This window comes from Streptomyces sp. NPDC001315 (genome assembly GCF_042896175.1).
Taxonomy (GTDB): Bacteria; Actinomycetota; Actinomycetes; order Streptomycetales; family Streptomycetaceae; genus Streptomyces.
The window spans coordinates 203,447-226,312 of sequence record NZ_JBIAWZ010000010.1 but is presented as its reverse complement, the minus strand read 5'-3'; the positions used below and the strand labels follow the sequence as shown (position 1 = coordinate 226,312).

Annotated in this window: 18 protein-coding genes and 1 pseudogene; 3 read left to right on the top strand and 16 right to left on the bottom strand. The window is 71.0% G+C overall.

What is annotated here, in order from left to right; genetic code table 11:
* The first annotated feature begins 34 nt into the window (after window positions 1-34).
* Window positions 35-1,759 (top strand): LuxR C-terminal-related transcriptional regulator, encoded by a 1,725-nt coding sequence (locus tag ACFY16_RS26575; RefSeq protein ID WP_390649695.1) that lies wholly within the window; start codon window positions 35-37, stop codon window positions 1,757-1,759.
* 70 nt (window positions 1,760-1,829) lie between these two features.
* On the opposite strand, the pseudogene ACFY16_RS26570 reads toward ACFY16_RS26575, so the two are convergent.
* The 3 genes and pseudogenes from ACFY16_RS26570 to ACFY16_RS26560 form a co-directional block, all read right to left on the bottom strand.
* A pseudogene (locus ACFY16_RS26570) lies at window positions 1,830-3,632 on the bottom strand (pectinesterase family protein).
* A gap of 333 nt (window positions 3,633-3,965) precedes the next feature.
* Window positions 3,966-4,349: a discoidin domain-containing protein gene (locus tag ACFY16_RS26565; RefSeq protein WP_390649694.1), complete on the bottom strand. Its 384-nt coding sequence runs from the start codon at window positions 4,347-4,349 to the stop codon at window positions 3,966-3,968.
* Between the two features lie 194 nt (window positions 4,350-4,543).
* The gene (locus ACFY16_RS26560; RefSeq protein WP_390649693.1) at window positions 4,544-5,170 is read right to left on the bottom strand and encodes a TetR/AcrR family transcriptional regulator; all 627 of its coding nucleotides are present in this window, start codon (window positions 5,168-5,170) and stop codon (window positions 4,544-4,546) included.
* A gap of 50 nt (window positions 5,171-5,220) precedes the next feature.
* On the opposite strand from ACFY16_RS26560, the gene ACFY16_RS26555 reads away from it, so the two are divergent.
* Window positions 5,221-6,150, top strand: coding sequence for an NADP-dependent oxidoreductase (locus tag ACFY16_RS26555; protein ID WP_390649692.1), 930 nt, complete (start codon window positions 5,221-5,223; stop codon window positions 6,148-6,150).
* A gap of 162 nt (window positions 6,151-6,312) precedes the next feature.
* Here ACFY16_RS26555 and ACFY16_RS26550 read toward each other — a convergent pair whose 3' ends face one another.
* From ACFY16_RS26550 to ACFY16_RS26515, 8 genes are all read right to left on the bottom strand, one after another.
* Complete coding sequence (locus ACFY16_RS26550) at window positions 6,313-7,251, bottom strand: aldo/keto reductase (protein ID WP_390649691.1); 939 nt, start codon at window positions 7,249-7,251, stop codon at window positions 6,313-6,315.
* An 18-nt stretch (window positions 7,252-7,269) separates the two neighbouring features.
* Entirely contained in the window at window positions 7,270-8,487 is a 1,218-nt protein-coding gene (locus tag ACFY16_RS26545; RefSeq protein ID WP_390649690.1) for an XdhC family protein, read from the bottom strand.
* Between the two features lie 31 nt (window positions 8,488-8,518).
* Window positions 8,519-10,729, bottom strand: a complete 2,211-nt coding sequence (locus ACFY16_RS26540; protein WP_390649689.1) for a xanthine dehydrogenase family protein molybdopterin-binding subunit — start codon at window positions 10,727-10,729, stop codon at window positions 8,519-8,521.
* Complete coding sequence (locus ACFY16_RS26535; protein WP_390649688.1) at window positions 10,726-11,703, bottom strand: FAD binding domain-containing protein; 978 nt, start codon at window positions 11,701-11,703, stop codon at window positions 10,726-10,728. The genes ACFY16_RS26540 and ACFY16_RS26535 overlap by 4 nt, the downstream gene beginning before the upstream one ends.
* The gene (locus ACFY16_RS26530) at window positions 11,703-12,320 is read right to left on the bottom strand and encodes a (2Fe-2S)-binding protein (protein ID WP_390649687.1); all 618 of its coding nucleotides are present in this window, start codon (window positions 12,318-12,320) and stop codon (window positions 11,703-11,705) included. The genes ACFY16_RS26535 and ACFY16_RS26530 overlap by 1 nt, the downstream gene beginning before the upstream one ends.
* Before the next feature lie 179 nt (window positions 12,321-12,499).
* Window positions 12,500-13,348 carry a helix-turn-helix transcriptional regulator gene (locus ACFY16_RS26525; protein ID WP_390649686.1) on the bottom strand — a complete coding sequence of 283 codons (849 nt, stop codon included), beginning with the start codon at window positions 13,346-13,348 and terminating at the stop codon, window positions 12,500-12,502.
* A 209-nt stretch (window positions 13,349-13,557) separates the two neighbouring features.
* Window positions 13,558-13,983: an SDR family NAD(P)-dependent oxidoreductase gene (locus tag ACFY16_RS26520; RefSeq protein WP_390649685.1), complete on the bottom strand. Its 426-nt coding sequence runs from the start codon at window positions 13,981-13,983 to the stop codon at window positions 13,558-13,560.
* Window positions 13,984-14,148: 165 nt separating this feature from the next.
* Window positions 14,149-15,087, bottom strand: a complete 939-nt coding sequence (locus ACFY16_RS26515; RefSeq protein ID WP_390649684.1) for an aldo/keto reductase — start codon at window positions 15,085-15,087, stop codon at window positions 14,149-14,151.
* A gap of 96 nt (window positions 15,088-15,183) precedes the next feature.
* Between ACFY16_RS26515 and ACFY16_RS26510 the strand changes: the two genes are divergently transcribed.
* Window positions 15,184-15,798, top strand: coding sequence for a TetR family transcriptional regulator (locus tag ACFY16_RS26510; protein WP_390649683.1), 615 nt, complete (start codon window positions 15,184-15,186; stop codon window positions 15,796-15,798).
* A gap of 189 nt (window positions 15,799-15,987) precedes the next feature.
* On the opposite strand, the gene ACFY16_RS26505 is transcribed toward ACFY16_RS26510, so the two are convergent.
* The 5 genes from ACFY16_RS26505 to ACFY16_RS26485 form a co-directional block, all read right to left on the bottom strand.
* Window positions 15,988-17,187 carry a MarP family serine protease gene (locus ACFY16_RS26505; RefSeq protein WP_390649682.1) on the bottom strand — a complete coding sequence of 400 codons (1,200 nt, stop codon included), beginning with the start codon at window positions 17,185-17,187 and terminating at the stop codon, window positions 15,988-15,990.
* A gap of 179 nt (window positions 17,188-17,366) precedes the next feature.
* The gene (gene moaA / locus ACFY16_RS26500; protein ID WP_390649681.1) at window positions 17,367-18,356 is read right to left on the bottom strand and encodes a GTP 3',8-cyclase MoaA; all 990 of its coding nucleotides are present in this window, start codon (window positions 18,354-18,356) and stop codon (window positions 17,367-17,369) included.
* A 36-nt stretch (window positions 18,357-18,392) separates the two neighbouring features.
* Window positions 18,393-19,544, bottom strand: a complete 1,152-nt coding sequence (locus ACFY16_RS26495) for an XdhC family protein (RefSeq protein WP_390649680.1) — start codon at window positions 19,542-19,544, stop codon at window positions 18,393-18,395.
* 149 nt (window positions 19,545-19,693) lie between these two features.
* Window positions 19,694-21,886, bottom strand: coding sequence for a xanthine dehydrogenase family protein molybdopterin-binding subunit (locus ACFY16_RS26490; protein WP_390649679.1), 2,193 nt, complete (start codon window positions 21,884-21,886; stop codon window positions 19,694-19,696).
* Window positions 21,883-22,863, bottom strand: a complete 981-nt coding sequence (locus ACFY16_RS26485; RefSeq protein WP_390649678.1) for an FAD binding domain-containing protein — start codon at window positions 22,861-22,863, stop codon at window positions 21,883-21,885. The genes ACFY16_RS26490 and ACFY16_RS26485 overlap by 4 nt, the downstream gene beginning before the upstream one ends.
* Window positions 22,864-22,866 lie beyond the last annotated feature (3 nt).

Sequence of the window (22,866 nt, the reverse complement as noted above, 5' to 3'; positions counted from 1 at the left end):
CCCAAGAGGCTTCCTTTAAGGGTGTTTTGTCGGGATGACACATATGACCGCCGGTTCGGCGAATCTGCCCGCAGCGTTCACGAGTTTCGTCGGGCGGCGGCATGAGGTCGCGGAGATCCGCCGTCTGCTGGGCGCGGAGCGGCTGTTGACGCTCACCGGTGTGGGCGGTGTGGGCAAGACGCGGCTCGCGCTGGCGGCGGCCGCCGACATCGAGTGGAGCTACGAGCTGTGCTGCCCGACAGAGCGGCTGCTGTGGAGCCGGCTGTCCGTCTTCACAGGCGGTTTCACCCTGGAGGCGGCCGAGGCGGTCTGCGCCGGCGAGGGCATCGCCCGCCGCGAGGTACCGGATCTGCTCGATCGGCTGGTCGCCCAGTCCGTCGTCCTGACCTGTGAGGTGGAGGGCCTGCCGCGCTATCGGATGCTGGAACTCGTCCGCCACTACGGCAGGGAACGGCTCACGGACTCCGGGGAACAGCACCAACTGGGCATGCGGCATCAGGACTTCTTCCTCGGCGTGGCCGAGCGCGCCAACCGGGGCTGGTACGGTCCCGGCCAGGTGGAGAGCCTGGCCATGTTCCGTGCCGACCACACCAACCTGCTGGCCGCACTGGAATGGGACGCCGATCCTCGGATCCGGCTCCGGCTGGTATCGGCACTCAACTTCCACTGGTGCGTGGGAGGTTTCCTCAGTGAGGGGCGCCGCCGCTTCGAACAGGCACTGGCGGCCGGCCCCGAGCCCACGTCCGAGCGCGCCTGGGCGCTGCTCGGCGCGACCTGGGTGGCGCAAAACCAGGGCGACCTCACGACGGCCGACCGCTGGATGGACGAGGCGGAGCAACTGGGCGAGGTGCTGGACGACCCGGCGGTCCGGACCACGACGTCGGGGCTTCGCGGGGTCTCGGCGCATTACCGGGGACGGCCGGAGGAGAGCATCGGCCGCTACGAGGAGGCACTGGCCGTGATGACGGCTCTCGGCGACGAGCGCGAGGCGACCTCCTGGCTGCTCGCTCTGGCCTGCGGACAGGCCTACGCCGGTGATCCCCGCGCACCCCTGACCAGCGCCCGGCTGATCGCCTCCAGTGAGGCGAGCGGCGAGCGATGGGGCCGTGGGCAGGTGCTCATGGCTCTGGGTCACGGCGCCTGGGACCGGGGCGACCGGGAGGCGGCCGAGGCGCTGACCAGATCCGCGCTGGAGTGCATGCGGGGCTTCAACGACTACGCGATGGTCGCGCGGATGCTGGAACTGCTCGCCTGGGCCACCGTCGCTGGCGGCGCACCCGCCCGGGCGGCCGGACTGCTGGGCTCGGCGGACGCCCTGTGGCGCGATGCCGGCACGTCGATCGCCGCGTTCGGTCCGCAGATGGCCGGAAATCACATGAGCTGTGAGGAGGCAGCCGTCGCGGCTTTGGGCCGTAGGGCCTACGCCGCGGCGTTCACGGCGGGCGGCCTGCGCGGCACCCCCGACCGGGCCGTCGGCTTCGCCCTGGCCGCCGGGGAGAGCTCCGGCGCGGACACGGTCGCCGCAGTCGGCGGCGGCGCCCCCACGGTCGGCACGAACGACGCCGACTGCCCGCTGTCCCACCGGGAGCGGCAGGTCGCGTCGCTGGTGGCCAAAGGGTTGAGCAACCGGCAGATCGCCGCCGAGCTGGTGCTGTCACCGCGTACGGCCGACCGTCATGTCGAGAACATCCTCGGCAAACTCGGCTTCCGGTCACGGGCGTTGGTCGCGGCCTGGTGGGCGGAGAAACAGGCGTCGTAGGAGCCGCACGGGAGGGGCCCGGAAAGTCCGGGCCCCTCCCGCTTCAGGCGTCACGGCTTGTGTGGTGCGGTCACTCCGAGTGGAAGACCGGGCCCCAGCCGTCGGTGCCGGCCAGGTACTTCGCGGCGGTGTAGTCGGCGGCCTCGGAGTCGGACATCTGCGGGGCGTTCGCGCCCACGCCCGCGCCGGGGCCGGTGTTCTGGTACTCCTTGAACCGGGCCTGCGTCCAGCAGTAGTCGGTGGTCATGTCGGTCCACGGGTGGGCGGCGGTGATGCCGGAGTTGATCGTGGTGTTGCGGATCACCGCCTGCGGGGAGGCGGTCGCGGTGTTGTGCCAGGGCCGGCCCAGGTACATCGTGTTGGCCGGCACCCCGTTGGTGTAGATGGTGCTGTGGGTGATGAGGATCCCGTACTTCTTGCTCTCGTCGGTGTTCGGAGCCAGCACCGTGCCGCCGACCCAGTTGCGCATGGCGACGTTGCAGCCGTCGAACACCGCGGTCGCGTTGCCGAAGATGAAGTCGATGTTCCCCTAGATGTAACTGCCGACGAAATACTGCCGGTTCTGGTCGGTGGGGACGGGTGACTTCGCCAGGACGGTGTCCTGGCTGCTGATGATGCGGTCCTGGGTGTAGATCTGCCGGTCGCCCTCGGCGGCCAGCGCGACGGCCTGCGTCTCGTACGGACTGATCTCCGGGTGGGCCTTGGGATCGAAGGTGTTCTGGATGGTGAGGTTGGCGACGGTGACGTCGTGGGCCTTGATGGTGGCCACGGCGCTGCCCTCGGTGCCGTAGGGCGTGCCGTCGGGCTTGAGCATCCCGTGCGCCCGGTCGCCGGTGATGACGACGTCGGCGGCGTTGCCGCTGGCGCCCCGGATCATCAGGTAGGGCTTGCTGGACGGCACGGTGATCGTCTCGTTGTAGGTGCCCGGCTCGATGGAGATCGTGTACGCGCCCCCGTCCGTGGGCAGCGCGTCGATCGCGCCCTGCACAGTGTCGTAGTCCCCGGAGCCGTCGGCGGCGACCACCAGGGTGTCGCTGTTCGCGAGGTGCCGTCTGCTGGAGTACCCGGGGTAGCCGTTGGCGACCATCATGATGCGGGCGTAGTCGCGGGCGAGGTTGAGCGAGAGTTCGACGATGTCACCGAAGCCGTTGCGGAACCAGCCCGTCAGCGGGATGGGCGTCTGGTCGCTGCCCGCGAGCTGGACCTGCCTCAGCCGCTCGCTGAGCTGGCCCCAGTCGGTCTCCTGATCGACAAGTTGCGGGTCGAGCCGCGTCTCCACGGCGTACGAGTCGGTGCCCGTGGAGCTGAACCCCTGCTGGGCGATCGTGTCCTGGATGCCGCGGAACCTGGCGGCCTCGGAGACGAACTGGGCGAAGTACACCAGCGCCGCGGCCATCGCCACGTCGTTGCTGGACTTCCACAGGCTCATGGCGTGGGCCTCGGTGGCGATCCTGCTGAACACCATGGTCGTACGGTCAACCTGGCCCTCGCGCTCGAGGGAGCCGTAGTCCGACCCGGCGAGCAACTGCAGCGCGTCGCCTGCCTGCGCGCCCGGTATCCGGGCCTCCGACGACGGACCGATGTAGCGGTAGCGGCCGGTGCTGTCGTACCAGCCGACCAGGTACAGGTCGCTCGTGCGGAACCGCAGACGGAGCTCGTGTCCGTCCTCGGTGTAGATGACGGCCTCGGTGGCGCCGACGGAGTTGGGGTTGGTGTGGTCGATCAGGTCGGTGGTGCCCTCGACCGTGTTGTCGACGTCCTGGGCCTCGAAGTCGACGTTCTCGCGGAGCTGGGCGAGGAACGACAGGTAGTTGGCGGTGGTGGCGCCGTTCTCCGTGTCGAGCCGCAGGATCGGGGTGCCGGGCGCCGCCATGGCGGGCTGGGCGGTGATCAGGGCACCGCCCAGCGCTCCGGCCAGGAGGGCTGCGGACGTCACCGCGGCGACGAGGGCCAAGACCCATCTGGGTCTGCTGCGGGCGGGGTCCTGGAGGGTGGTGGTCATCGGACCCCTGCATGTCATGGGCAGCCATGGGACTCTTTGCTTTCCTTCGGTATTCCGAGAGGAAGCGCCCTCTAGGCGGAGAGCGCTTTCTCCGTGGAACACGTGATGGGTGGGAACGCAAAGAATTTCGTGATCATGCGAGGGTCGGCATGCGTGGAACTACCCATTCCGCTACCCAGGACGAGGCGGGCGTCGGCCGGCGGGCTACCGGACGAGAACCTCGGCGAGTTGGCGGCGCCACTTGCCCGACTCGTCCGAGGCGGGTGTGCCCAGCCTGGCTGTCTGCAGTCGCAGGCGGCCGGTGGCGGCGGTCAGCGTGTAGGTCTGGGCCGCTCCGGCCGGGTTCGCCTGACCGGTGACCGTGCGGGCGGTGGTGTACGACGTGCCGCCGTCACGGCGGGTCTGGAACGTGAAGTCGGCCGGGAAGTCCGCGGTGCCGCCGCCGGCCGTCGCAATGTCGGTGCGCGGGAAGAGGCGTACGGCGTCGAGGTCGGTGTCGGCCCCGAGATCGATCTCGACCCAGACCGGGTTCGCGGCCACGTCGGCGGACGTGAACTCGTTGCTGGTGTACCCCTTCGCACCTCCCACGCTGGTGAGGCGGCCGTCGGTGAGCCGGGTCCTGCCCCCAGTCGCCGTTCTCCAGGCTGTTGCTGCTGACCGGCCTGCCCAGGGCGAGGTCGTCGAGGTGGCCCGTTCCCGTGGCGGTGAAGGTCCAGGTGCCCGGCTGCAACGATCTCGCCCTTCCGACGGTCAAGCACGCGTGGTAGCCAGCGCTGTGCCCGCTAGGTCACCGCCGTCAGGGGCAGCCGGACCGCCGGGGGCAGTGGCGGGGCGGCCGGCTCGGCCCGCAGGCCCTGAAGCAGCACCGCGGCGAAGCGGTGTGAGGCGGCCACCGTGGTGACGGTGGAGGCGGCCCGGATGCCGCCGTTGGCCATGAGCATCATGATCAAGTCGTCCAGGACGAAGTCCGGTCGCAGCTCGCCCGCGACCTTGGCCCGGCGGACGAGCTCCACGACCTTGCCCAGTGCCAGCTCCCGGTCCGCGGCGAGGTCCACCGCGCGAGGGAAGGCCGAGGCCAGCGCCGCGGTGAAGCCCCGGTCGCGTGCCTGCATTTCACACGCCTTCTCGATGACCAGGCAGAAGCCGCGCCAGGGGTCCGGATCGGCCAGCCCCTCGTCGACGAGGGCCGTGCAGACGGTCATCTGCTCACCGAAGGCCTCGGCGACCAGCGCCTCCTTGGTGGGGAAGTGCCGGTAGAGGGTCGCGGGGCCGACCTCGGCACGCCGCGCGATCTCACGCATCGCCACCTCCAGCCCCTGCTCGGCGAACGTCGTGCGGGCCACGGCGAGGATGCGCTCGCGGTTGTCCCGGGCGTCGGAGCGCTGTGAGTGAGGCAAAGGGTTCGTCACCGCTCTCACTTTAGACAAACGGACGGGGTGTTCCGTTAGCGTCCGACGCCATGAGAGCACTGACATTCTCCGAGTACGGCCCCACGAACGTCCTTGAGATCACCGACGTTCCAGAGCCACACGCGGGACCGGGCCGGATCCGGGTGGCCGTACGGGCTACCGGCGTCGCTCCTGCGGACTGTTCCCAGCGTTCGGGCCGGCTGCGCGACATCATGCCGGTGCCGCTGCCTCATGTGCTCGGCGTGGATGCCGCGGGTGTGGTCGACGAGGTCGGCGTCGGGGTCAGCGGGGTCCGGCCGGGCGACGCCGTCTTCGGCATCGTCGATCTCGCGGTGCTCGGCGGCGCGAACGCCGAGTACGCCGTCCTGGCGACCTGGGTGCCGAAGCCGGACGCGCTGAGCTGGGAGCAGGCCGGCGGCGCGGCCGCGAACGTCGAGACGGCCGTGCGCACCCTCGACCTGCTGAAGGCCGGCCCCGGTACGACGCTGCTGATCGAGGGCGCCGCGGGCGGGGTCGGCACGGTGGCCGTCCAGCTCGCGGTGGCCCGCGGCGCGACCGTCATCGGTACGGCCGGCGCGCACAACCACGAGTTCGTCGCGGGGCTGGGAGCGATACCGACCACCTACGGCCCCGGACTGGGCGAGCGTGTCTCCGCCCTCGCACCGGACGGTGTCGACGCCGTCCTGGACTGCGCCGGATCCGGTTCGCTGCCCGACCTGGTGGACCTCGCCGGAAGCCCGGGCCGGGTGGTGACCATCGCCGACCTGGACGCCGCGAAGTACGGAGTCCACCTGTCGGCCTCGGCGGGGCCCGGAGGGGACCCGCAGGCGGTCAAAGGGCTGGCCGAGGCCGCCGCCCTCGCCGAACAGGGCCTGTTCACCGTGCCCCTCGCGGCCACTTCTCCCCTGGAAGACGCGGCCGAGGCACACCGACTGAGCGAGACCGGCCACGCCCGGGGGAAGATCGTTCTCACCCTCTGAGCAGGTCGGGCGAAGTCGCCCTGAAGGGACGCGGAGCTGCGCTCGCCATGATGTGAGGCTGGACCGGCGGGTGGCGGTGACGCCACAGAGCGGAGGGCCCGCGACGTGCGCGGGCTTCCCGCCCCTCTCACACGGCGGCGCTCCGCCGGGCGACCGTGGGTGTCACATGCCTCGTGCGCCGATGGCGCCGTCGGGGGCGATCTCGTCGATGCGGGCGACGTCGTCGGCGGTCAGCTTCAGCTCGGCGGCCGCGATGTTCTGCGCGACGCGCTCGGGGTTGCGGGAGCCGGGGATCGGGACGATGTAGTCCTTCTTCGCCAGCAGCCAGGCCAGGGCCAGCTGGGAGAGGCTGACGCCCCTGCTCTCCGCGAGCTTGGTGAGCTCGTTGACGAGGGAGACGTTCTGGTCGAAGTTCTCCGGGGCCCACCAGGGGATCATGTTGCGGATGTCGCTCGGGTCATAGTGCTCGCGGGACTTCACGGCGCCGCTGAGGAAGCCGCGGGCCAGCGGGGAGTAGGCGACGAGGCCGATACCGAGCTCCTCCAGGACGGGGAAGAACTGCTCGGAGTCGTGGGCGAAGACCGAGTACTCGTGCTGGAGGACCGAGATCGGGTGGACCGCGTGGGCGCGGCGGATGGCATCGGTGTCCGTGTTGGACAGGCCGAGGTACTTGACCTTGCCGGCGTCGACGAACTCCTTCATCACGCCGACCACTTCCTCGATCGGGACCTCGGGGTCGGGGCCGTGCTGGTAGAGCACGTCGATCACGTCGGTGTTGAGGTTGCGGAGGCTGTTGTCGACGACCTCACGGATGTGGTCCGGCTTCGAGTTGGGCGCGAAGGTCGGGGTGAGGCCGAACTTGGTCGCGATCGTCACCTCGTCGCGGATGGGCGCGAGGGCGTGGCCGAGCAGCTTCTCGCCCTCTCCCCAGCCGTACATCTCGGCGGTGTCGAAGTGGTTCACGCCCAGCTCGTGGGCGCGGCGGATGGCGGTGATCGATCCGGTGTCGTCCGAGGGACCGTAGGCGAAGGCGGTGCCCATCGCGCCGTAGCTGATCTCTGAGACGGTCAGGCCCTGGCGGCCCAGATTGCGCTGCTGCATGAGTGACTCCCAATAGGTTCAAACCAAACGGTTCGGTTCGAGCATACACACGTCCGCCGCCTCTGCCAAACCGAACGGTTCGGTATGGCGGCCTGGGCGTGTGGCTCCGGCGCGGGCGCGGGCGTCGTCGTGGTGGATGGGTATCCCGGTCGAGAGCGGCGTACCGGACCCGCCGTGGGTGAGGGCCACGATCTCCGCCGTGATCGACAGGGCGGTCTCCTGGGGTGTCCTGCCCCCGAGGTCCAGGCCGATCGGTGACTTGAGCCGACCCAGCTCCGCCTCGGTCAGCCCCGCCTCACGGAGCAGATCCAGGCGCTGGAGGTGGGTGCGCCAAGAGCCCATGGCGCCGACGTACGCGACCGGCAGCCGCAGTGCCCGGGTCAGCAGCGGGACGTCGAACTTCGGGTCATGGGTCAGAACGCAGACGACGGCGCGCCGGTCGAGCCGCTGGGTGTCGAGGTAGCGGTGCGGCCAGTCGACGACGACCTCGTCGGCGTACGGGAAGCGTTGCGCGGTGGCGAAGGTGGGCCGTGCGTCGCAGACCGTGACCCGGTAGCCGAGGAACGCCCCGGCCTGCGCGAGCGCCGCGGCGTGGTCGATCGCGCCGAAGACGAGCATGCGGGGAGCGGGCAGGGCGCACTCCACCAGCAGCGTCAGCGGGCCGGCGCCGCTGGTGTGCGGGCCGACCTTCACCGTCCTGGTGCCTCCCGCCTCCAGTGCGGCGCGTGCCTGGGCCAGCGCCTCCCGGTCGAGACCGGCGTCGCCGAGACCGCCGACGTGACTGCCGTCGTCGCGTACGGTCATCGCCCGCCCCAGCAGTTGCCCTGGGCCCTCGACGACGGTGGCCAAGGCCGTGGCCCGGCCGTCGGCGGCGTCCGCCAACGTGGCGCGCAGTTGCGGGCGTTGCGGGGAGTCGATGCGCTGGACGAGGACGTCGAGTTCGCCTCCGCAGGTGAGGCCGACCGCGAACGCGTCGTCGTCGCTGTAGCCGAAGCTGTGCACCGCCGCGCCGAACCCGGCGTCCTCGGCCAGCAGTTCGGTGCACAGTGCGTGGACGCTGCCTTCGACGCAGCCGCCCGAGATGCTGCCGAGGGCGGTGCCGTCCCGGTCGACGGCGAGCGTGGCGCCGGGTGGGCGCGGTGCGCTGCCGCGTACGGCCGTGACGGTGGCCACCGCGAGGGGCGCGCCCTCGTCCTCGTCGAGGCGCCTCAGTAGTTCCTTGCCCAGTTCGAGCATGAGTGTCGTTCCTGCCAGGCGTGTTGAGGGATCAGCCCAGGAGTTTGTCGAGGGTGATGGGCAGGTCGCGGACGCGGATGCCGGTGGCGTTGTGGACGGCGTTGCCGATGGCCGCGGCCGCGCCGACCGAGGGGAGTTCGCCCAGGCCGCGGGCGCCGAGCTCGCTGACGACCGGGTCGGGCCGGTCGAGATAGTGGACGTCCAGGTCGGGGATGTCGGCGTTGACGGGCACCAGGTAGTCGGCGAGGTTCCCGGCGGCGAACCGCCCGGACTCCTCCATGGGGTTGGCCTCCAGCAGGGCGTGTCCGATGCCGAAGATGACCGCGCCGGAGATCTGGCTGCGGGTGGTCCGCGCGCTCATGATGCGGCCGGCGTCGATGACGGTCGTGAACCGGGTGACGCGGGGTTCGCCGGTGAGGCGGTGCACCTTCACCTCGCAGAAGTGCGCGCCGAAGCTGTTCAGGGCGTACTGGTCGGGCGGCGGGGGCGCCGACGAGGCCGCCGTGGCCTGGACCCGGGGCAGGCCGATGGTCTGGAGCAGGCGCCGGAAGGTGACGGAGCGTCCGCCGCCGCTGATCCGTCCGTCGCTGTAGGTGACGTCGTCCTTGTCCAGGCCGTGGAAGGGCGAGCGCTCGTTCTCCACCGCCTGGTCGATCAGGGCGGTGACGGCCGCGCGGGCCGCCGCCTGTACGGCGGGGACGGAGCTGGCGGTCGCCAGGGAGCCGGCGGCCATCGCTCCCGCGGGCAGCGCGGAGTCGCCCAGGTCCGCCGTGACCCGTTGCAGCGGGATGCCCAGGGCGTCCGCGGCGGTGACGGCGATGACGGTGCGCGCCCCGGTGCCGAGATCGGCGGTGGCGGTGCCCACGGTGGCGGTGCCGTCGGCCTCGAACCCGACCCGGGCCTGGGCGGGGATACGGCCGCCCCCGTAGATGGCGGTGGCCATGCCCATGCCGATCAGCCAGTCGCCCTCACGGCGTGAGCGCGGCCGGGCGTTGCGGCGCGACCAGCCGAACCGCTCGGCCCCGACGCGGTAGCACTCGTCCAAGTGCTTGCCGGACCAGCGCAGTTGGGTGCCGGGGACGGTGACCGCGTAGTTCTTGCGCCGCAGCTCCAGCGGGTCCATGCCGAGCTTGTCGGCCAGTTCGTCCATCGCCGTTTCCACGGCGAAGGCGCCGGGTGACTCGCCGGGGCCGCGCATCGCGCAGACCGGCGGGACGTCGAGTTCGACGAGACGCTGGTCGATCGCGAGGTTCTCCGTCTTGTACAGCAGGGTCGAGGTGCCCTGGGCGGGGAGCATGGGCCATGCGCTGACGGCGGGATCCTCCGCGTCCGACTCGTGCGCGACCACCTTCAGCATGCCGTCGGCCGAGGCGCCGAGCCGCACCCGCTGGGTGAGGGCCGAGCGGTGACCGGTGAGGACGAAGACCTGCTCGCGGGTGAGGACCAGCTTCACCGGCCGCTTGAGGTCCCGGGCCGCGGCGGCAGCGAGCACCGGCTCGCTCCAGGTGGGCGCCTTGCTGCCGAACCCGCCACCGACGTACGGGTTGACGACCCGCACCCGGTCCGGCTCGACCCCGATGCGGGCGGCGATGCTCTGGGCGTGGATCAGCGGGGCCTGGGTGCCGGTGTGGATGGTCAGGTGCCCTTCGTGCCAGATGGCGAGGGCGGCGTGCGGCTCCATCGCGGCGTGACTCTGCGCGGGCTGGGTCACGGTCGTGGTCACGGTGACGTCGGAGGAGCGCAGGGCGTCCTCGATCGAGTCGACCCCGGAGGCCAGCACGGTCGACCTGGCCGGTCCCCCGCGGTCCGAGGGGGGCGCCGTGGTGCCCGGTGACTCGGCCGACAGGGAGGTCCGCGGCTCCTGTGCGTCGTAGGTGGCGGTGACGAGACCGGCGGCATAACGGGCCTGCTCGAAGGTCTCGGCGACCACCAGGCCGATGATCTGGCCGCGGTAGCGCACTCTGGTGTCCTGGAGCGGGGCGTAGTTCTCGACGATGGGGCCGCCGGCCGGCGCGTAGAGCTTGAGCGGGTTGAACGGCGTGTACACGGCGACGACACCAGGGGCCTTGGCCGCCGCGGTGGTGTCCATGGCGCGCACGGTGCCCTTGCCGATCGTGGCCTGCACGAGATAGCCGTACGCCTTGCCCTGTGCCTGGTAGTCGGCGGCGTACCTGGCCCGTCCGGTGACCTTGGGCCGGGCGTCGACGCGGTCGAGGTCGCGGCCCACGGGAGACAGCGTCATCGGGCACCTCCGAGCTCGGTCAGGGCGCGCTGCACGGTGCGGCGCACCAGGGTGGTCTTGTAGGCGTTGTGGGTCAGTGGGCGGGCTCCGTCGTCGGCGAGCGCCGCCGCCGCCTCGAACGTGGCGGCCGTGCGGGGGCGGCCGGCCAGGGCGCGTTCCACCGCCGGCAGCCGCCAGGGGCGGGTGCCGACGCCGCCGACCGCGACACGGGCCTCGACGACGGTGTCCCCGTCCAGGCGCAGGGCGACGGCGGCCGAGGCGAGGGCGAACTCGTACGACTGCCGGTCACGGATCTTCAGGTACGACGAGCGCCGCGCCCAGGCCAGCGGGGGCACGGTGACCCCGGTGATCAGCTCGGCGGGCTTGAGGACGTTCTCGATGTGCGGGGCGCTGCCGGGCAGCCGGTAGAACTCCCGCAGGGGGATGGCGCGTTCGCCGTCCGGGCCGCGCAGGCTCAGGACGGCGTCGAGGGCCATCAGGGCTACGGCCAGGTCGCTGGGGTGCGTGGCGACGCAGGAGTCGCTGGTGCCGAGGATCGCGTGGATGCGGTTCTCGCCGTGGAGGGCGGAGCAGCCGCTGCCCGGTTCGCGCTTGTTGCAGGGGGTGGTCACATCGCGGAAGTAGCCGCAGCGGGTGCGTTGCAGGAGATTGCCGCCGATGCTCGCCATGTTGCGCAGCTGGGGGGAGGCGCTGAGGTCGAGCGCCTGGCTGATGACGGGGTAGTGGGTGCGGACCAGGGGGTGCGCGGCCACGTCGCCCATGCGCTCCAGCGCGCCGATGCGCAGTCCGCGCTCGTCGCGGGAAATGCCGTGCAGCGGAAGGCGGTTGATGTCGACCACACTGCGCGGGGTCAGCACGCCGAGCTTCATCAGGTCGACCAGGGTGGTGCCGCCGGCGAGGTAGGCGCTGGAGTCGTTCGACCGGTCCAGTGCGGAGCGCACGCTGGTGGGTGCGGTGAATGCGAAGGTGCGCATCAGCTCATCGCCTTCTTGCCGTCCTGCACGGCCCGCACGATGTTCGGGTAGGCGCTGCACCGGCAGATGTTGCCGGACATGTGCTCCCGGATCTCGTCGTCGGTGTGCGCGCGCCCCTCCTCGACCAGCGCCACGGCCGACATGATCTGGCCCGAGGTGCAGAAGCCGCACTGGAATCCGTCGCAGTCGACGAACGCCTGCTGCATCGGATGCAACCGGTCGGCGGCGGGCTCCAGGCCCTCGATGGTGGTGACCTCGCTCCCGTCGGCGGCCGCCGCCAGCGTCAGACAGGACAGCACCCTGCGGCCGTCCACATGGACCGTGCACGCACCGCACTGGCCGCGGTCGCAGCCCTTCTTGGTGCCGGTCAGCTCCAGACGCTCGCGCAGGGTGTCCAGGAGTGTGGCGCGGGGGTCCAGGTGCAGGGTCTGCGCGCTGCCGTTCACCTTCAGGCGCACGGTCAGCGTGCCGTCGGGCGCGGAGTCGGCGAGGGTCGAGCCCTGGGCCACACCGACGGCTCCGACGCCGACGGCCCCCACGGCGGCGGTGCCGCCGAGGAAGCCGCGACGGGAGAACCGGGAGCCGGTCTGCCTGTGTTGTCCTGTGGATTCCTGCATGAGCGCTCCTGGATGCCTCGTCGGGGAAGGGTCCATGGGCACCGGGCGTCAGAAGTGGGCCGCCGCATTCCGACCCGTACAGCCCGGTGGACGCTCAGCATGGCAAGGACCCGGCAGCGGAGGAAGGGACCGTTTGTCCGCCCATCGACGATCCCTGGCTGAGGTCTTGCCGGGCACGCTCAGGCGCTGATACGCCCGTGCGCGAGCACGTTGAGGAGCTGGAGCTTCTCGTGATCCTCCGAGCCCGGGGTCGCCGTGAAGACCAGCAGCGCCTGGGCCTGGTTCTCGGTGAACAGCACCTGGCAGTCCAGGTCGAGCGGGCCGACCTCGGGGTGCAGCAGCGTCTTGCGCCGCCCGACCTGCACGGCGACCTCGTGCAGCTCCCACAGCTCCCTGAACTCCTCGCTGCGCCGGCGCAGATCGTCGACCATGGCCACGAGGCGCGGGTCGTCACCGCCACGCGACAGCGCAGCGCGCAACCCCGCGACATGGGTACGGCTCTGCAGCGCGTGGCCGGCCTGCGCGTAACGGCCGCGTGCCCGCGGGTCGGTGAACCACCGGTAGAAGCCGCTGCGGGCCATGCCCGTGTACCGGGTCTCGTCGCCCAACAGCGCGGTGGCGAGACGGTTCTGTACGAGGGTTTCCGCGAGGTCGGAGATGACCTGTGCCGGGGTGTCCTCCAGTCGGTCCAGTACCCGCATCAGTCCTGGGCTGACGTGCTCCTCACGGCGCACACGTACCGGGACGCCGTGCCCGGCGAGGCGGAAGAGGTGGTCGCGCTCGTCAAGACTGAGCCGCAGGGCGCGGGCCAGCGCGGCGAGGAGCTGCTCGGACGGGCGCGGGCCGCGCTGCTGTTCGAGGCGGGCGAGGTAGTCCGTCGACATCCCGGCGAGCACCGCGACCTCCTCACGGCGCAGCCCGGTCGCCCGGCGCCGCGCGCCCTTGGGGAGGCCCACGTCATGGGGCTGAAGTGCCTCGCGGCGCCGCCGCAGGAAGTCCGCCATGGCTGCCTGATCGAAATGCTCCATACCCCCATCATCCGAGCGGGCGGTGACGGCAGCCAGGGATTGCCGATCCCTGGCTGAGGCGCGACGCGGGGACCGGCCTCCACTGAGGCGTCGTCAGGCACGGTGGTGCCGACCCCGGCGGCGCATACGATCCGGACCGCATGCGCGGGAGCATCTGCCGAGCCCTGGACACGGCCGACATCGGCGAACCGGCCGTCTTCCCAGGGTCATCAGATGTGGAAGCCGCCGACCTCGATGCGCTGTGCCGTGACCCGGCGCATACGGCCGGACAGGACGGCGGCGACCGTGGTGCCGATGTTGTCGGGGTTGCCGATCTCTCCGAAGGCGCTCAACTGGCCGATGCCGGCGTTGTTGACGAGGCAGTCGAACGTCTCACGTCCCCAGGTGTCGCTCAGGGTCGTACGGATCTCCGCGACGGAGGCGTCGAGGGAGCCGAAGTCGGCGACGTCCTGCCGGAGGGCGACGGCCGTGCGACCGAGGTCCTGGACCTCCTTGACGACCCCGGCGGCCTCCTGCTCGTTGGAGCGGTAGGTGATCACCACGTCCAGGCCCTCCCGGGCCAGGGCCAGCGCGATGGAACGGCCGATGCCGCGGCTGGCTCCGGTGACGATGGCGATCTTCGTGCTGTCGGTCACGGGACTCTCCTCCGGTTCTCACCGAGCGGTTCGGCTCGGTGGTGCGTGCACCGTCCGTCGCCATCGACCGAGCTGGCTCGGCGAACGGGACGAGGCGCATCCCCCAGCAGCATCACCGCCCCTCCCGCCGGTCGCATCTTTTCCTGGACGGCGACGGTGCGGGTGTCAGATGCCCCGTCGGCCGATGGCGCCGTCGGGGGCGATCTCGTCGATACGGGCGACGTCGTCGGCGGTCAGCTTCAGCTCGGCGGCCGCGATGTTCTGCGCGACGCGGTCGGCGTTGCGGGAGCCGGGGATCGGGACGACGTAGTCCTTCTTCGCCAGCAACCAGGCCAGGGCCAGCTGGGAAAGGCTGACGCCCTTGCTCTCCGCGAGCCTGGTGAGTTCGTCGGCCTTGGAGAGGTTCCGGTCGAAGTTCTCCGGGTCCCACCAGGGGGCGGTCTGACGGAAGTCGTCGGCGGCGTACTTCTCACGAGGGGTGACGGCGCCGCTGAGAAAGCCGTGGGCCAGCGGGGAGTAGGCGACGAGTCCGATGCCGAGCTCCTCCAGGACCGGGAAGAACTGCTCGGAGTGGTGGGCGAAGACGGAGTACTCGTCCTGGAGCACCGAGATCGGGTGCACCGCGTGGGCGCGGCGGATGGCGTCGGCGTCGGTGTTGGACAGGCCGAGGTACCTGACCTTGCCTGCCTCGACGAGCTCCTTCATCGTGCCCACCACGTCCTCGACCGGGACGTCCGGATCGGGGCCGTGCTGGTAGAGCACGTCGATGACGTCGACGCCGAGATGACGCAGACTGTCCTCGACCGACTCCCGGATGCGCTGCGGCCGCGAGTCCGGGACGAAGCCCGGGTCGATGCCGAACTTGGTCGCGATCGTCACCTCGTCGCGGACGGGCGCGAGGGCGTGACCGAGCAGCTTCTCGCCCTCGCCCCAGCCGTACCCGGCCGCGGTGTCGAAATGGGTCACGCCGAGTTCGTGGGCGCGGCGGATCGCGGTGATCGACACGGTGTCGTCCGAGGGGCCGTAGCCGACGGCGGTGCCCATCGCGCCGTAGCCGATCTCGGAGACGGTCAGGCCCTGGCGGCCCAGCCTGCGCTGCTGCATGAGTCACTCCCAAATGGTTCAAACCGAACGGTTCGGTTCGAGCCTAGGCATGCACGCCGCCCTCGTCAAACCGAACGGTTTGGTAGTCTGGGGCGCATGGCCCCCCGCACCAGTACCACCGACACCACGATCGACCGCATCATCGCCGCGGCCACCACCGAGTTCGCCGGCCACGGCATCGCGGGAGCCCGGGTCGAGCGGATCGCGAAGGCGGCGCGAACCAGCAAGGAGCGCGTGTACGCGCACTTCCGCGGCAAGGAGGCGCTCTACCGGTTCGTCGCCGGCCGGGAACTCGCGGGCATGGCCGAAGCCGTCCCGATGGACGCCACCGACCTGCCGGGCTACGCCGGCCGCCTGCACGACCACGCGGCCCGCCATCCCGAGCGCCACCGGCTGATGATGTGGGGCCAACTGGAACTGCCGGCCGGGGTACCCGCCGCCGACGACCCGTTCCAGGAATCGCTGCGCCACAAGATCGAACAGCTGCGCAAAGCACAGGACGCAGGCCACCTCGATCCCGCGTGGGAGCCCGAGGACATCCTGGTGTTCGTCAGCCAGCTGGCCCTGTCATGGGTCAGCCAGGCCAGTCTCGCTCCCGCCGACGAGGAACGCGACGCCTTCCTCGCGAGTCGCCGCGCGGCCATCGTCGCCGCCGTCCAGCGCCTGTTCCCCGCTGCCGGCGACACGGGCCCGGCTACCGCCGCCTCCTGAGGGAACACGTCGCCCGCAAGGGCAGACGAAACGGGCACGGCATAAGCCGCGGCTCGGACCGGGGACTCGCACATGCCGTCCGCGAGGCCGTGCTGACGAGTTGTCCTCCGGTGAAACGGCGCCTTCCAACCAGGCTTCGCAGGACCAGTCCCGTCCCCGCAGCCAACCCTGCGGGGACGTGACTGGCCGCTACGCGCTCACGGCCCGGGTCTCAAGGGGCGCGTCGGCCCGCGCACCCCGGTCGGCGAGGTCGCGCAGTTGGTCGGCGGCGAGCGCGTACCCGGTGTCCGGGTGGGCGGTGGAGCGGGCGAAGACCATGCCGTAGACCTGCCCGTCGGTGGTCAGCAGCGGTCCGCCGGAGTTGCCGGGGCGGACGGTGGTGCGGAGCTGGTAGACGTCCCGGGTCGCCGTGGACTCGTCGTAGATGTCCATACCGACGGCATTCATACGGGTCGACACCGTGGCCGCCCGCAGATCCAGGCCGCCGTTCTGCGGGTATCCGGCGACCACGGCGGAGCTGCCCCGCATCGCGTCGTCATGGGCGAAGGAGACGGCCGGCGCGTCCAGACCGGCCACGCGCAGGACCGCGACATCGGTGTCCGGGTCGAACAGGACGACGGTCGCGGGCAGCCGCTCCCCCACCCCGCCGACCTGCACCGACGGGCGGTCCACACCGGCCACGACATGGGCGTTGGTCATCACCAGATCGTCGCCGTAGACGAAACCGCTGCCCTCGGAACCCCGTCCGGTGTCACCAAGCTGCCCGGTGACCTTCACCGTGCTCTGCTGCGCGGTACGCGTCACCGTGGCGGTCACGGCATCGCCGGAGGGCTCGGCAACCCCGGTGGCCGGCTCGCTCTGGAACGGGTTGAGCACCTGGGGGAATCCGGCCCGGCCGAGCGCACCGGAGGCCTGGTCGACCCACGTGACCGTCTGCTCCGGCAGCCGGTCGGCAAGGGTGTGCATGGTCGTCGACTCGCGTATCTGCTGCTGCAGGGCGGTCGAGGTGTGCGGGGATCCCAGGGCCGCGTTGCCGGCGATCCAGACGACACCGAGAAGAGCGGCGGCACCGGCCAGGGCGCCGCCCGCACCGTCGGCCCAGCGCAGCGGGCCTCGTGCCAGGAGCCGGCCGCGCAGCCAGGAGGCGGGCCGCCGGGCCAGCACGGAACCGACAGCGGCCGGGACGAGCACCGTGAGAAGGGCAGCGGTGTTCACGGCCGCCGCGGAGTCGCCGACTCCGTCGAGAACCCACGGCAGAAGAGCCAGACCGAGCAGTGCCCCCGCCACGGTCAACGCGAACACGACCACGGAAGCCGCGAGCCCGCGTCGGAAGCCCGACACGACGAACAGCAGCACGGCCAGCAGGATGAACAGGTCGAGCAGTGTCACGGAAGAATCCCTTTCCTGTCCCCAGAACCGATCAATTGGCTCGGGACAGGAAAGACGTCCGGCGGCATTCTCACCGTCCCCGAATGTGAGTCATATCGCTCCGGCAGAATTCCAGGAATACGGCAGAAAGCGGTGGGATTTCCTCTCCCGGGAAACCTTTTATCCTAGGAGTGGATTTCCTAGCCGCCGATCGCTGACATCGGGCGGTCCGGCTGGACGAACGTCGGGTCGTCCAGGCCTGCGCCCGCCTTCTTGCCCCACATCGCCGTCCGCCAGATACCGGCGATCTCCTCGTCCGGCGCTCCCGAGCGCAGCGCCGCCCTCAGGTCCGTCTCCTCCGTCGCGAACAGGCACGTACGCACCTGGCCATCCGCCGTCAGGCGAGTGCGGTCGCAGGCGGCGCAGAACGGGCGGGTCACCGAGGCGATGACGCCTACGACGTGCGGGCCACCGTCCACCAGCCAGCGTTCCGCCGGGGCCGAGCCGCGCTTCTCCGAGCCCTCCTCCGTCAGCTCGAAGCGAGTGCGCAGCGACGTGAGGATGTCCCCGGCCGTGATCATGCCGTCGCGCTTCCAGCCGTGCTGGGCGTCCAGCGGCATCTGCTCGATGAAGCGGAGCTCGTAGTCGTGCTCGACCGCCCAGGCCAGCAGGTCCGGGGCCTCGTCGTCGTTCAGGCCCGGCATCAGTACCGAGTTGACCTTCACCGGGGTCAGGCCCGCCTCGCGGGCCGCGCACAGGCCCTCGATGACGTCCTTGTGCCGGTCCCGGCGGGTCAAGGTCTTGAAGACGTCCGGGCGCAGGGTGTCCAAGGAGACGTTCACCCGGTCCAGGCCCGCCGCCTTCAGGGCGGGCGCGGTGCGCTTGAGGCCGATGCCGTTGGTCGTCAGGGACATCTGCGGACGCGGCTCCAGGGCCGCCACCCGCTCCACTATGCCCACCAGACCCGGACGCAGCAGCGGCTCGCCGCCCGTGAAGCGGACCTCCTCGATACCCAGCGAGGTGACCGCGATGTCGATCAGGCGGACGATCTCGTCGTCCGTGAGGAGGTCGGGCTTGGCCAGCCACTGCAAACCCTCCTCGGGCATGCAGTACGTACAGCGCAGATTGCACCGGTCGGTCAGCGAGACTCTCAGGTCGATGGCCTGCCGGCCGTAGGTGTCGATGAGCACGCGCTTCCTATTTCCCCTCACGCCTTCAAAGGAATTTCACAGAGAATCGCACGCCGTTTGAATTTCGGAAGCCGCACCGGAAACGCGGTGAATCGGTCCGGTGACCCGAGTCAGGGGCAGGCCGGTGCTCCGGTGGGCGTGGGCGATGATTTCGGCGGTGATAGAAATGGCTGTCTCCTCGGGGGTGCGGGCGCCGAGGTCGAGGCCGATCGGTGAGCGGAGCCGGGCCAACTGCTCCTCGGTGACGCCGACTTCGCGCAGGCGGTCGAGTCGTGCGTCGTGGGTGCGGCGGGAGCCCATGGCGCCCACGTAGCCGACGGGCAGGTCGAGGGCGAGCTGGAGCAGCGGGATGTCGAACTTGGCGTCGTGGGTCAGGACGCAGACGGCGGTCCGGGCGTCCACGGCCGTCCGGGCCAGGTAGCGGTGGGGCCAGTCGACGACCACCTCGTCGGCGTGCGGGAGGCGGGCTTCGGTGGCGAAGACGGGGCGGGCGTCGCACACGGTGACGTGGTAGCCGAGGAAGCGGCCGGCCTGGGCGAGGGCGGCGGCGAAGTCGATGGCGCCGAAGATCAGCATGCGGGGGCGGGTGGCGGCCACGTGGACGAGGACGGTGAGCTGCTCGGGGCAGGTGTCGGCGTCGCCGCCGAGCGAGACAAGTCCGGTGCGTCCGCTGCGGAGTTGGGCGGTGGCCCGGTCCCCCACAGCCCGGCCGGTCGGTCCGTCGCCGAGCGCGCGGTCGGCGATCCAGCTGTCGCCGAGCACGCTCAACGTGGCGCCGAGCAATCCCTCAGGCCCGTCCACGACCTGGGCGATGGCGGCGGGCCGCCCCTCGACCGCCGCGGCGAACGCGGCGCCGAGATGCGGCCGGGCGGCGGGGGCGATGCGCTGGACGAGCACGTCGAGTTCGCCGCCACAGGTCAGCCCGACGGCGAAGGCGTCGTCGTCGGAGTAGCCGAACCAGGCCCGCTGGGCCGGCCCTCGGTCCCGCAGCACCTGCCGGCACAGCTCGTACACCGCGCCCTCGACGCAGCCGCCGGAGATGCTGCCGATGGCGTTGCCGTCCTCGTCCACCGCCACCGACGTACCGATGGGCAGGGGTGCGCTGCCGGTGACGTCGACGACGGTGGCCAGGGCGAAGGGGCGTTCCTCACGGCACCAGCGGTGCAGTGTGTCCGCGATGTTCAGCATGAGGGACTCCAGAACAGACGGTCGCTGTCGCAGAAGGTGGAGCGGGCCGCCGCCGCGTCCACGGGGGCGCATGCGCGGCGGCGGCCCGGGGAGGCCCGGCAGCCGTACGGGGGGTTCGGCTGCCGGACCGGCCTATGGGCGTGCCGGGATCAGAGCAACGCCTCGGCGGTGATGGGCAGTTGGCGGATCCGTCGGCCGGTGGCGTTGAAGACCGCGTTGCCGATCGCGGCCGCCACGCCCACCTGGACGACCTCGCCGAGTCCCTTGACGCCCAGCAGGTTGCCGGCGTTGTCCTCGCCCTCCAGGTAGATCGCCTTGATCTCGGGGACGTCGGCGTTCACGGGCACCAGGTAGTCGGCGAGGCTGGAGTTCACGATGCGTCCGTCGCGGTGGTCGGTGACCGTGTGCTCCAACAGCGCCTGGCCGATGCCGCCCACGATGCCGCCGACCGCCTGGCTGTCGGCGAGCTTGGGGCTGATGATCCGCCCCGCGTCGTACACGCCGAGCATCTTGCGCACCCGCACGAGCCCCAGGTCCGCGTCGACCGAGACCTCGGCGAAGGTCGCGCTGTAGGCGAAGTAGGCGGACCGGTCGGAACCGGGCCCTTCGTAGGCGCCGTTCGCTTCCAGGTGAGAGCGGTCGTTGCGGGCCAGCAGGCTCTTGTACGTCTCCCCTCGCGCCGTGTTGTTCCGGTCGTGCAGTCGCCCGTTGCGCACCACGACGTCGTCCGCGTTCACCCCGTACAGCGGCGACTCGCGGTCCTCCACGGCCAGCTTGATCGCCTGCTGCCGCACCTTGTTACAGGCGTCGACGACGGCCGAGCCGACACTGGCCATGGTCGACGAACCGCCGTGCGGCGAGGTGAACGGATACTCCGAGTCCCCCAGCCGGAACGTCGTCGTGCGCATGGTCAGCCCCAGGGCGTCGGCCGCGACCTGGGTCTGGGACGTGTACGTACCCGGCCCCATGTCGGTGGTGGCCGCCTCCACGACCGCCGTGCCGTCGGCATCCAGCCGCGCCCTGGCCTGCCCCGGATACCGCCCACAGTCGTAGGCCCCGGCGGCCATGCCCAGGCCGATCAGCAGGTTCCCCTCCCGTGTCGAGCGCGGCTCGGGGTTGCGGCGGTCCCAGCCGAACTCACGGGCGCCGACCGTGTAGCACTCGCTCAGCCGTCGGGAGGAGAACGGCTCGTTGGTCGACTCGTCCTCGGCCGGTTCGTTGCGCCGGCGCAGTTCGATCGGGTCGATGCCGATCTCGTGCGCGAGCTCGTCCATGGCCGACTCGATCGCGAACGACGCGGGGGCGAAGCCGGGCCCGCGCATCCAGATCGGGGTGTTCACGTCCAACGGCACCTGCCGGTACGCCTGGCGGACGTTGGGCATGCTGTACATCATCTGGCCCGTGCCCAGCACGGCCTCGAAGAACGTCTCGTACGACGACGTCTCGTGGTCGATGTCGTGGATCGCGGCGTTCAGCTTGCCGCGCCGGTCGCTGCCGAGGCGCAGCCGGTACTCGTAGGCCGGCCGGAAGCCGGTGCCGAAGTACATCTGCTTGCGCGAGAGCACCAGCTTCACCGGGCGCCGCGTCACGCGCGCGGCCAGCGCGGCGACGATGGTGTGCGGCCAGCAGCGCAGTCCGCTGCCGAAGCCGCCGCCGACGAACGGGTTGATGACCCGCACCGCGTCCGCCGGGAGGTCGAAGACCGCGGCGATCTCGTCGTGCGTGCCCATCACCCACTGCGTCTTGTCCCACACCGTGAGCCGGTTTCCGTCCCAGCGGGCGACGGTGGCGTGCGGCTCCATCGGGTTGTGGTGGTTGCGCGCCAGTTCGTACGTCAGGTCCAGCCGCACCGCCGAGGAAGCCAGACCGGCCTCCGCGTCCCCGCGCGCATAGGGCGTCGGCTCGCCCGGCGTGGCCTTGGTGATGTCGGTCGAGGGCTTTTCGGCGTCGTAGCGGACCTTGACCAGGCTGGCGCCGTGCTGGGCGGCCTCCAGCGTGGTGGCCACCACGACGGCAACCGGCTGGCCGTGGAAGAGGACCTTGTCGTCCTGGAAGACCCGCAGTCTGCGCCCTTGCGGGTTGTTGGAACCGGCGTTGTCGCGATACGGCAGTTTCGGGGCGTTGCCGTGATGGATCACCCGCAGCACGCCCGCGTGTTTCTCGGCGGCGCGTGTGTCGATGGACCTGATGCGGCCACGTCCGATGCTCGCGTCGACCATGACAGCGTGCACGACACCCTTGAGGTCGTGTTCGGCAGCGTACTCCGCCTGGCCGGTGACCTTGAGCCGGCCGTCCACGCGGGACAGCGGCGCACCTACGGCTGCCTGCGGCTGGGGGCTCATCCCATTTCTCCTACCGTGCGCAGCTGGCGTTCGACGGTTCGCTTCAGGAGCTCGACCTTGAACCGGTTGTGCTCAAGGGGGCGGGCGCCGTCGGCCGCGTGACTCGCGGCCTCGGCCCACAGCCGGTCCGAGGGGCGCTCGCCGATCAGGGCCCGCTCGACGGCGGACAGCTTCCACGGCACCGTGGCCACACCGCCGGCGGCGACCTTCGCCTCGCGGATCACTCCGCCGCGTACATGCAGCGCGACGGCCGCCGAGGCGAGCCCGAACGAGTAGGACTGCCGGTCGCGGATCTTCAGGTAGGCCGACTTGAGCGGGCGTGGATACGCCGGGATCTCGACCGCCGTGATCAACTCGCCCTGCCTGATGTTCTGTTCGCGCTGCGGGGTGCTGTCGGGCCGGAGCAGAAAGTCGGCGAAGGGCAGGCTGCGCTCCTTGCCGTCCGGGGCCTGCAGGTGGACGGTCGCCTCCAGGGCGGTCAGGGCGACGGCGAAGTCGGAGGCGTGCACGGCCACGCAGTGATCGGAGCCGCCGAGGATCGCGTGGCCGCGGTTGTAGCCCTGCAGGGCGGCACAACCCGAGCCGGACTCGCGCTTGTTGCAGTCGGCGGTCACATCGCGGAAGTACGTGCAGCGGGTGCGCTGCATGATGTTGCCGCCGATGGTGGCCATGTTGCGCAGCTGGGCCGAGGCGCCCCGCAGAGCCTGGGCAGCCACCGGGTAGAGGGAGTTCAGCTTGGAGTCGGCGGTCGCCACGGACATCAGGGCCAGCGCGCCGATGCGGATGCCTCCGCCCTTGGTGGCGGTGATCTCACGCAGGGGCAGGGCGCTGATGTCGACCACCGTGTCGGGGGTCTCGACGGTCTCACGCATCAGGTCGACCAGCGTGGTGCCGCCGGCGATGTAGCGGCCGCCGCGCCTGCCGGCGTCCAGGGCTTCCCGGACGCTGCTCGCACGGGTGTAGGCGAAGGGATACACGGG

What these genes read in the sequence shown, in the direction of transcription:
- ACFY16_RS26515 (WP_390649684.1), bottom strand. Translation starts at nt 15,087, where the DNA reads ATGCAGCAGCGCAGGCTGGGCCGCCAGGGCCTGACCGTCTCCGAGATC.
- ACFY16_RS26555 (WP_390649692.1), top strand. Translation starts at nt 5,221, where the DNA reads ATGAGAGCACTGACATTCTCCGAGTACGGCCCCACGAACGTCCTTGAG.
- ACFY16_RS26490 (WP_390649679.1), bottom strand. Translation starts at nt 21,886, where the DNA reads ATGAGCCCCCAGCCGCAGGCAGCCGTAGGTGCGCCGCTGTCCCGCGTG.
- ACFY16_RS26510 (WP_390649683.1), top strand. Translation starts at nt 15,184, where the DNA reads ATGGCCCCCCGCACCAGTACCACCGACACCACGATCGACCGCATCATC.
- ACFY16_RS26575 (WP_390649695.1), top strand. Translation starts at nt 35, where the DNA reads ATGACACATATGACCGCCGGTTCGGCGAATCTGCCCGCAGCGTTCACG.
- ACFY16_RS26495 (WP_390649680.1), bottom strand. Translation starts at nt 19,544, where the DNA reads ATGCTGAACATCGCGGACACACTGCACCGCTGGTGCCGTGAGGAACGC.
- ACFY16_RS26535 (WP_390649688.1), bottom strand. Translation starts at nt 11,703, where the DNA reads ATGCGCACCTTCGCATTCACCGCACCCACCAGCGTGCGCTCCGCACTG.
- ACFY16_RS26545 (WP_390649690.1), bottom strand. Translation starts at nt 8,487, where the DNA reads ATGCTCGAACTGGGCAAGGAACTACTGAGGCGCCTCGACGAGGACGAG.
- ACFY16_RS26540 (WP_390649689.1), bottom strand. Translation starts at nt 10,729, where the DNA reads ATGACGCTGTCTCCCGTGGGCCGCGACCTCGACCGCGTCGACGCCCGG.
- ACFY16_RS26550 (WP_390649691.1), bottom strand. Translation starts at nt 7,251, where the DNA reads ATGCAGCAGCGCAATCTGGGCCGCCAGGGCCTGACCGTCTCAGAGATC.
- ACFY16_RS26525 (WP_390649686.1), bottom strand. Translation starts at nt 13,348, where the DNA reads ATGGAGCATTTCGATCAGGCAGCCATGGCGGACTTCCTGCGGCGGCGC.
- ACFY16_RS26530 (WP_390649687.1), bottom strand. Translation starts at nt 12,320, where the DNA reads ATGCAGGAATCCACAGGACAACACAGGCAGACCGGCTCCCGGTTCTCC.